The following is an 8,102-nucleotide window of genomic DNA, read 5'->3' as shown; positions in this document are numbered from 1 at the left end:
GACACCCGCACACCCCAGCGCCGGGCGAGGCTGCCGACCACGAAGAGACCGAGCACCTTGGTCGGTACGAGGTCACCGGGGGACGGGGCCGCGCGCGGGGCGGCGGGGATCAGCGGGCGGCGCGAGGTGACCGGGGTGGCCGGGGTGTCTCTGTCCTGTTGGACTCGCTGTTCGGCCCGCGGGGCGTTCCCGTCCTGCTCGACCAGCGTGCCAGCAGCAGGGCGAGGACCAGCAGGACCGCGCCGACGACGAGGATCGACAGCGGCGCCGCGAGCGATCCTGGAAGGTAGCGCTCCGCCGTCTGCGGCACCGTCTCCAGGGTCGCGAAGGCGCCGAGCAGCAGCGCCCAGACCTTGCGCAGGGCCACGCCCAGGGCGAGCAGGGCGCCGGCGGTGGCCAGAGCGAGGAGGTGACCGGCGGCGAGGTTCATGGTCAGCTGCGCGCCGACCAGCAGACCGAGCGCCGCGGCGACATACCCGGTCTCCCGCGGAAGCACACGGCCGCGGTGCGCGGCGGCGCCCCACAGCGCGGACAACAGCCAGACCCCGACCCCCGGCACCCACAACGGCACGTCGTCGCCGAGGCATTCGATACCCGCGGCGAGCGTGACGGCGGCGCCCGCGAAGACCGCCAGCTGCTGCAGCGGTGCGGGCCTCACGAGCCACGGCACGATGCCGTACGCCGTCGCGGCACCGGCGGCGGTCAGCGCCGTGACCTGCGGGGAGAAGTCTCCGGCACGGGCGGCGAGCACGCCCGCGAACGCTGCCACCGAGCCGGTGGACGCCAGCCACAGCACACCGCGCAGCCGCATGAACGCCGGTTCGGCCGCATCACGCAGCAGGGCACCGGCGACGCCCAGGACGACGGCGGCCACCGCCGCGAAGGCGAGCTGCGCGCCCGTGGGGATGTCCGGCCACAGCTGGTCCACCGCCAGGAACCCGGCGACGACCGCCATCGCCGCCCCCAGATAGCCCAGCGCCTCGACCACCAGCGGCACCCGGCCGACCGGGTGCGTTCCGGCCGCAGGGGCCTGAGCCGCACCGGTTCGGGCCGTACGAGCCTGAGCCGCACCGGCCTCGCCCGTACGGGTCTGGGCCGCACCGGCCTGATCGGCGCCCTCTGCCGCGCGGGCCCGTTCGGCGGCCTCGATCCGCTCGGCCTGGCCGGCGTCGAGCAGTCCCTCCGCCACCCAGCGGGCCAGCCGGGCGTTCAGCGCCGCGTCGGGCGGGATCCTCACCATGGTCTGCCTCCCCGCCTGCGCGTCTCGCGCGCACTCATGGCTTGCCCGGGCTACCGTTCAACGACGTGGTGCGGGTGGGAGGCGGTCCGGTTCTGCCGGACGTGGTCGGCGATCCGCTCGGGGGACGGCCGTTCACGGGTGAAGACGTCCTGCCCGACGGCCGTGGCCTCCCAGGTGTTGGCCGGGTTGGCGGACGCGGTGAGCAGCCACGTGGCGCAGATCCGCTCTCCGCCCTCCTTGTGGTACTGACCGCTCCAGCTGGTCACCGACGCGGCGTCGCTGCGCTCGTTGTGCCAGGACACCGTCCAGCCGAGGGTGGTCCCGTGGTCGGGGAAGTCGGCCGTGTCGTAGCGGCCGACGAGCGGGTAGGCGCCCGCGGCATGGCCGGTGGCCGACATGTAGGTCCCCCTGATTCCTCCGACGGGGTCGACCGTGATCCTCATGTGCGAGCCGGACTCGTTGTACCAGTCACCACTGATGCTCATCGCTCGCTCCTGCTCCTGTCGGCGCACGGCTGTCGCGCCCGCCTGGTCGGGCCGGGAGCCCACCGGGCTTCCGGCCATGCTTCGCCCCCTTCGATCGTTGGCCCCGCGCGCACCCCCGTGCACTGGGCCGAACGTCCCCGGGCCCAGGCCCGGCCGGGTTGACCTGGAGTCCTGCCCGGCCCCACCCCGCCGCCGGACAGACCTGACAACTGCCTCGGAGCGTCGTACCGCTCGCGTCGGCCGTAGCGGTCCCCGCCGACGGCGGCAGGGCCGAACGGCCCACCCGCCGTCGGAAGCAGGACCGAACGGCCCACCCCCGTCGGCCCGAACAGCCCTGTTGCCGCACTCGTGCGGACGTAGGCTGTAATCAGCCTGCGGGGCGAGCGAGGGAGTCCGCCCGGAACGGCAGTTCCCGACAGGGGAGTCACCGCCCCTGTCAGAGGACGCCGCAGACGGGTGGGCTGAGAGGCCGGATGGTCTAGAGACCGGACGGCGACCTCCACAACCTGATCCGGACCATGCCGGCGAAGGGAGCCCACCTCGCAGGTTCGTCTGTGCCCCCGGGAGCGTCGTCTCCAGGGGGTCCCGTGTCCAGGCCCGGCGGGCCCGCCGGGCCCGCCCCGGCCGTGGGCCGGGTGGCCCCTGGCGACACGATCTTCGCCGGTCCAGGCTGGAACGGAGAGTTGCCGTCCAGCCAGGGGGTACGGTGCCGAGTCATCTCACCGCGAGCGTTCCGGCCGGTCACCCCCGGCCCGGGGCGTCCGTGCCGCGGCCCGACGGATCGTCGGCGCCGGTCCAGCGACTGCGTCCGGACGAGGTGTTCGGCGCGTACGGCACCTCGGTCCGCGGCCTGTCCGGCACGGAGGCCGCAGCCCGCCTGGGGCAGTACGGCCCCAACCAGCTGCCGCGGCCCCGCCGCAAGGGGATGTGGCGGCGCTTCGCCGCCCAGTTCACCGATCTGTTCGCGGTCGTCCTGATCGTCGCGTCGGCGCTGACGTTCCTCGCCTACGCGTTGCAAGATCCGCGCGACGTGGGAAACCTGCAGCTGGCCTTCGCGATCCTGGGCGTGGTGCTGCTGAACGCGGTGATCGGCTTCGTGCAGGAGTACTCGGCCGAGCGCACCGCCCAGACCTTGCAGGCCATGGTGCCGCACACGTGCCGGGTGCTGCGGGACGGGGAGCGGCTGGAGCTGCCGTCGGGGGCGCTGGTGCCCGGCGACGTGGTGGTCCTGGAGGCCGGGGACGCGGTGTCCGCGGACTGCCGGGTCGTCGAGGCCCACGGCCTGTCGGTGAACAACGCGCCGCTGACCGGGGAGAGCTCGGCCGTCGGCCGGGTGAGCGAACAGACGGCCGCGGACACCCCACTGGAGTCCCGCAACTGCGTCTTCATGGGCACCACGGTGATGTCCGGCTCCGGCAAGGCCGTCGTGTACGCCTCCGGCGCGGCGACGGAGTTCGGCAGGATCTACCGCCTCACCGACGAGGCGCCGCAGCAGAAGACGCCGTTGCAGCGCGAGGTGGCGGTGATGGCGCAACGCGTGGCGGCGCTGGCCGTCGCGATCGGCGCGGGCGTGTTCGCCCTGCGCCTGCAGACGGGACAGCCGCTGGTGTCGGCGTTCGTGTTCGCCCTCGGGGTCATGGTCGCGCTGGTCCCCGAGGGGCTGCCCGCGACGCTGTCGGTGTCGCTGGCCATCGGCGTGCGGCGGATGGCCCGCCGTCAGGCGCTGGTCAAGCGGCTGCTGGCGGTGGAGGCGCTGGGCTCCACCACCGTCATCTGCACCGACAAGACAGGCACGCTCACCCAGGCCGAGATGACCGTGACGCAGCTGTGGAGCGACGGGGCGTCGCACGCGGTCTCCGGCGTCGGCTACGCCCCGGTGGGCGAGGTCGCCGGTGCCGACGGGGTGCGCGCGCTGCTGCGGGCGGGAGCGCTGTGCACCGACGCCAGGCTGGTACCGCCCGCGCGGTCCGAGGGCTGGCGGGTGCTCGGCGACACCACGGAGGGCGCGATCCTCGTCGCGGCGGCCAAGGCGGGGCTGGACATGACGGCGGAGAAGGAGGCGGCCCCGCGGATCGGGGAGTTCCCCTTCGACCCCGTGCGCAAGCTGATGAGCACCGCCCACCGGACGTCACGGGGCGGCCTGCTGTGCGTCAAGGGCGCCCCGCAGGAACTCCTCGCCCGGTGCGCCCGGGTGCGCCACGCGGGAGGCGACGAGGCGCTCACCGCACCGCTGCGGGACGCGGTCGTCGCCGCCAACGACGAGATGGCCGGGCGGGGACTGCGGGTGCTGGGCGTCGCGGTGCGCCCGGTCGACGCGGTGCCGGGCACGGCGGAGGAGGCCGAGGCGGGGCTGACGTTCCTCGGCCTGATCGGCATGCTCGACCCGCCCCGGCCCGAGGTGTCCGAGGCGGTGCGCGCCTGCCACCGGGCCGGCATCCGCATCGTGATGCTGACCGGTGACCACCCGCTGACGGCGGAGGCGATCGCCCGCCGCGTCGGCATCGTCACCGACCCCTCCCCCACCGCGGTGACCGGCTCCCGGCTGGACGCCATGGACGCGGACGCGCTCGATGGACTGCTCGCCGGGTCAGGTCAGCTGCTGCTGTGCCGGGTCAGCCCGGAGCACAAGATGCGCGTCGTCGCCGCCCTGCAGGCACGCGGCGAGGTCGTCGCCGTCACCGGGGACGGCGCCAACGACGCGCCCGCGCTCAAGCACGCCGACATCGGCGTCGCCATGGGCGCCACCGGCACCGACGTGGCCCGTGAGGCCTCGGTGATGGTGCTGCTGGACGACTCGTTCGCCTCCATCACCGCGGCCGTGGAACTGGGCCGGTCGGTCTACCGCAACATCCGCAAGTTCCTCGCCTACCTCTTCAGCCACAACCTGGCCGAGCTCGCCCCGATCCTGGCCGCCACCTTCGCCGGATTCCCCCTGGTGCCGCTGACGGCGATCCAGATCCTCGCCATCGACCTCGGCTCCGACGTGCTGCCGGCCCTGGCGCTGGGCGCGGAGCCGCCCGAGCCGGACACCATGGACCGCCCGCCCCGCTCCCGCCGCGAGCGGCTGTTCTCCGCCGAGCTGGTGCGCCGGTTCGTGTTCCTGGGGCTCGTGCAGTCCATCGGCGTGTGCACGGTCTTCTTCTGGCAGGTGCACTCCGCCGGCATCCCGTTCGCCGACTTCACCAGCGGCGATCCCGCCTACCGCAAGGCGATCACGCTCACCCAGGCCGCGATCGTGGTCAGCCAGTTCTTCAACGCGCTGGCCGTGCGGACGGACCGGGAGAGCGTGTTCACGGTGGGGCTGTTCTCCAACCCCAGGCTGATCGCGGCCGGTTGCTTCGGCATCCTCCTGATGGCGGCCATCAGCTACACGCCCTGGCTGCAGCACGTGTTCCACACCGCGCCCCTCGCACTCGCCGACTGGGCCGTCCTGGCGGGCTTCGGCATGCTGCTGCTGACCGCGGAGGAGGCCCGCAAGTGGTGGGTGCGCCGCACCCCCGTCCCCGCCGGGAAGGCCATCGAAACCGTCGGGAAAACCGTCGAGAAGGCCGCCGGGAACGAGAAGGAGGAGACGCCATGAGGGTCATCGTGGTGGGGTGCGGCCGGGTCGGTTCCGCGCTCGCCGCCCAGCTGGTCAACGAGGGCCACGACGTACGGGTGATCGACCGCGAGCCGAAGACGCGGCGCCATCTGCCCGCCGGGTTCTCCGGTCAGTTCCTGCCCGGCAACGGCTTCAGCCGCACCGTGCTGGAGGCGGCCGGCATCGAGCTGGCGGACGCGTTCGTGGCCGTGACCTCCGGCGACAACACCAACATCGTCAGCGCCCGCACCGCGAAGGAGACCTACCGGGTGCCGATCGTGCTGGCCCGCATCTACGACCCCCGGCGCGCCGACATCTACCGCGACCTGGGCATCCCGACGATCGCGAGCGTGCGCTGGACCGTGCACCAGCTGCACCAGATGCTGCTGCACCGCCACCTCACCCCGGAACTCGACTTCGGCAACGGCGAGACGCTGCTGCTGCGCTCCCGGCTGCCCGGCTATCTCACCGGCCGGCACCTGGGCGAGCTGGAGGTCGACGGCGAGATCCGGGTCGTGGAGGTGACCCGCGGCGGCCGGTCGTTCCTGCCGACGCACCACACCCCGGCCGAGGCCGACGATCTCGTCACGTTCGCCGTCGCCGCCGACGCCCTGGGCCGGCTGCGCGGCTTCCTGGACAAGGAGCTGGGCACTTGACTTCCTTCCCTCGCTTAATGGCGGGGGATTCCAGCGGTCGCCCGCTGGGGTTCCTGCTTCACCGACGACCGCCCCGTCCGGGAGGACTCCCGTTGAGGTCTTACACCGTCTCCACAGGCAGACGCCGCCAGCCCGGCGGCCAGGATGTTGCGTGCCGCGTTCACGTCGCGGTCATGCACCGTGCCGCAGGCGCACGTCCACTCGCGGACGTTCAGCGGCAGCTTCGCCGCGACCGTGCCGCAGGCCCCGCACAGCTTCGAGCTGGGAAACCAGCGGTCGATCACGACGAGTTCGCGCCCGTACCAGGCGCACTTGTACTCCAGCATGGAGCGCAGCTCCGTCCAGGCCACGTCCGAGATGGCGCGTGCGAGCCTGCCGTTCTTCAGCAGGTTGCGGACGGTCAGGTCCTCGATCACGACCGCTTGGTTCTCACGGACGAGCCGAGTCGACAGTTTGTGGAGGAAATCGCGTCGCCGGTCGGCGATCCGGGCATGGACCTTGGCGACACGGCGCCGGGCCTTCTCCCGGTTCGCCGATCCCTTCGCCTTCCGCGCCAACTCACGCTGCGCGCGGGCCAGCCGGACGCGGTCACGGCGCTCGTGCTTCGGGTTCGCGATCTTCTCCCCGGTGGACGGGGTCACCAGGGACGTGATCCCGGCGTCGATGCCGACCGCCGCCGTGGTGGCGGGGACCGGGGCGACGGTGTCCTCACAGAGCATCGAGACGAACCAGCGATCCGAGCTGTCGCGGGACACGGTCACCGTCGTGGGCTGCGCACCCTGCGGGAGGGGACGCGACCAGCGGACGTCCAGGGGCGCGGTCATCTTGGCCAGCGTCAGCTTCCCGTCGCGCCACGTGAAGGCGCTGCGGGTGTACTCGGCCGACGCGCGGGACTTCTTCCGACTCTTGTAGCGCGGGTACTTCGCACGCTTGGCGAAGAAGTTCGTGAACGCCGTCTGAAGGTGGCGCAGCGCCTGCTGGAGCGGGACGGAGGAAACCTCCGCCAGGAAGGCCAGCTCCCCGGTCTTCTTCCACTGCGTCAGCGCGGCGGAGGACTGCACGTAGGAGATCCGGCGCTGCTCGCCGTACCAGGCCCGCGTGCGCTCCTCCAACGCCTTGTTGTACACGAGGCGGACGCAGCCGAACGTGCGCGACAGCTCCGCCGCCTGCTCGTCCGTGGGGTAAAAGCGGTACTTGAACGCCCGCTCGACCCGCTGTTTCACACCTCACACGCTATCAGTTCCCGCGTGAGTGACGGGTTTCGGTCAGGACGCCTCGGCGGTGAACTCCGGTCTGCCCTGACGGCGAACCGACTCTTTTCGCCCTGCCCCGCAGGAGCTTCGCTTCTCCTCGGCAAGCGGGAGGTACACCCACCGCGGCCTGAAGGCCGGGGTATCCACGAAGGAAGGCCCCGATGAACGTCATCGTCGCCGGGGCGGGCCGCCTCGGCACCCAGATCGCCCAGGTCCTGGGCGCCGCGCAGAACCGCGTCACGCTGATCGACCGGGACGACGAACGCGTCGTCGCGCTCGGCGGGCACGTGCCCGCCGAGCTGTACTGGGGGGACGCCTGCGAGCCGGGCGTCCTGGAGGACGCCGGTGCGGGCGCCGTCGACCTCCTGGTGGCCACGACCGGCGAGGACGAGGACAACCTGGTCATCAGCCTCCTGGCGAAACGCCAGTTCAAGGTCGCCCGGGTGCTCGCCCGGGTGAACGACGAGGACAACGCCTGGATGTTCACCCCGCACTGGGGCGTCGACACCGCCGTCCCGGCCGCGGCGCCCCTCATCTCCCTGATCGAGGAGGCGACCAGCGCCACCGACACCGTCGCCCTGCTGCGCCTGAGCAAGGCGGGCGTCGACGTGATCGAGACGACCATCACCACGCACTCCCGTGCGGCCGGCCGCACGCTGGGTGAGCTCGCCGTCCCGCCGGGCATCGTCGTCACCGCCGTCGTGCGCGGCGGCGAGCCGCTGGCGCCCGCACCCGATCTGCGGCTGCGGGAGGGCGACGAACTCCTCATCGTCTCGCACACCGCCACGGAGAGCGAGGTCCACGCGGTCTTCCAGTGACAGCGGACGCGGGTGCGCGGCCGTACGCGCGCGGTACGCGCGGCTCCGCGGGGAACTGCGGGAGGCGGCG

6 protein-coding genes are annotated in these 8,102 nt (G+C 72.7%); 3 read left to right on the top strand and 3 right to left on the bottom strand.

The genetic code is table 11. The features are described 5' to 3' along the window. Positions 1-109: 109 nt before the first annotated feature. The gene (locus AB0G63_RS38695) at positions 110-1,240 is read right to left on the bottom strand and encodes a hypothetical protein (protein ID WP_360760478.1); all 1,131 of its coding nucleotides are present in this window, start codon (positions 1,238-1,240) and stop codon (positions 110-112) included. 50 nt (positions 1,241-1,290) lie between these two features. Next, positions 1,291-1,725, bottom strand: a complete 435-nt coding sequence (locus tag AB0G63_RS38690) for an avidin/streptavidin family protein (protein ID WP_360760475.1) — start codon at positions 1,723-1,725, stop codon at positions 1,291-1,293. A gap of 706 nt (positions 1,726-2,431) precedes the next feature. On the opposite strand from AB0G63_RS38690, the gene AB0G63_RS38685 reads away from it, so the two are divergent. Beyond that, complete coding sequence (locus AB0G63_RS38685) at positions 2,432-5,305, top strand: cation-transporting P-type ATPase (protein ID WP_360760472.1); 2,874 nt, start codon at positions 2,432-2,434, stop codon at positions 5,303-5,305. Further along, the gene (locus AB0G63_RS38680; RefSeq protein WP_360760470.1) at positions 5,302-5,961 is read left to right on the top strand and encodes a TrkA family potassium uptake protein; all 660 of its coding nucleotides are present in this window, start codon (positions 5,302-5,304) and stop codon (positions 5,959-5,961) included. Before AB0G63_RS38685 ends, AB0G63_RS38680 begins: the two co-directional genes overlap by 4 nt. Positions 5,962-5,975: 14 nt before the next feature. Here AB0G63_RS38680 and AB0G63_RS38675 read toward each other — a convergent pair whose 3' ends face one another. Next, positions 5,976-7,184: an RNA-guided endonuclease TnpB family protein gene (locus tag AB0G63_RS38675; RefSeq protein ID WP_360760467.1), complete on the bottom strand. Its 1,209-nt coding sequence runs from the start codon at positions 7,182-7,184 to the stop codon at positions 5,976-5,978. A 191-nt stretch (positions 7,185-7,375) separates the two neighbouring features. On the opposite strand from AB0G63_RS38675, the gene AB0G63_RS38670 reads away from it, so the two are divergent. After that, positions 7,376-8,032 (top strand): TrkA family potassium uptake protein, encoded by a 657-nt coding sequence (locus tag AB0G63_RS38670; protein ID WP_360760464.1) that lies wholly within the window; start codon positions 7,376-7,378, stop codon positions 8,030-8,032. The last annotated feature ends 70 nt before the right edge of the window (positions 8,033-8,102 follow it).

It is taken from the genome of Streptomyces sp. NPDC020996, from assembly GCF_040641355.1.
In the GTDB taxonomy this organism is placed as follows: domain Bacteria; phylum Actinomycetota; class Actinomycetes; order Streptomycetales; family Streptomycetaceae; genus Streptomyces.
The sequence above is the reverse complement of the archived record's forward strand: the minus strand, read 5'-3'. Positions and strand labels throughout refer to the sequence as shown.

Coding starts and splice junctions, on each gene's coding strand:
- AB0G63_RS38695 (WP_360760478.1), bottom strand. CDS start 1,240: ATGGTGAGGATCCCGCCCGACGCGGCGCTGAACGCCCGGCTGGCCCGC.
- AB0G63_RS38690 (WP_360760475.1), bottom strand. CDS start 1,725: ATGAGCATCAGTGGTGACTGGTACAACGAGTCCGGCTCGCACATGAGG.
- AB0G63_RS38680 (WP_360760470.1), top strand. CDS start 5,302: ATGAGGGTCATCGTGGTGGGGTGCGGCCGGGTCGGTTCCGCGCTCGCC.
- AB0G63_RS38670 (WP_360760464.1), top strand. CDS start 7,376: ATGAACGTCATCGTCGCCGGGGCGGGCCGCCTCGGCACCCAGATCGCC.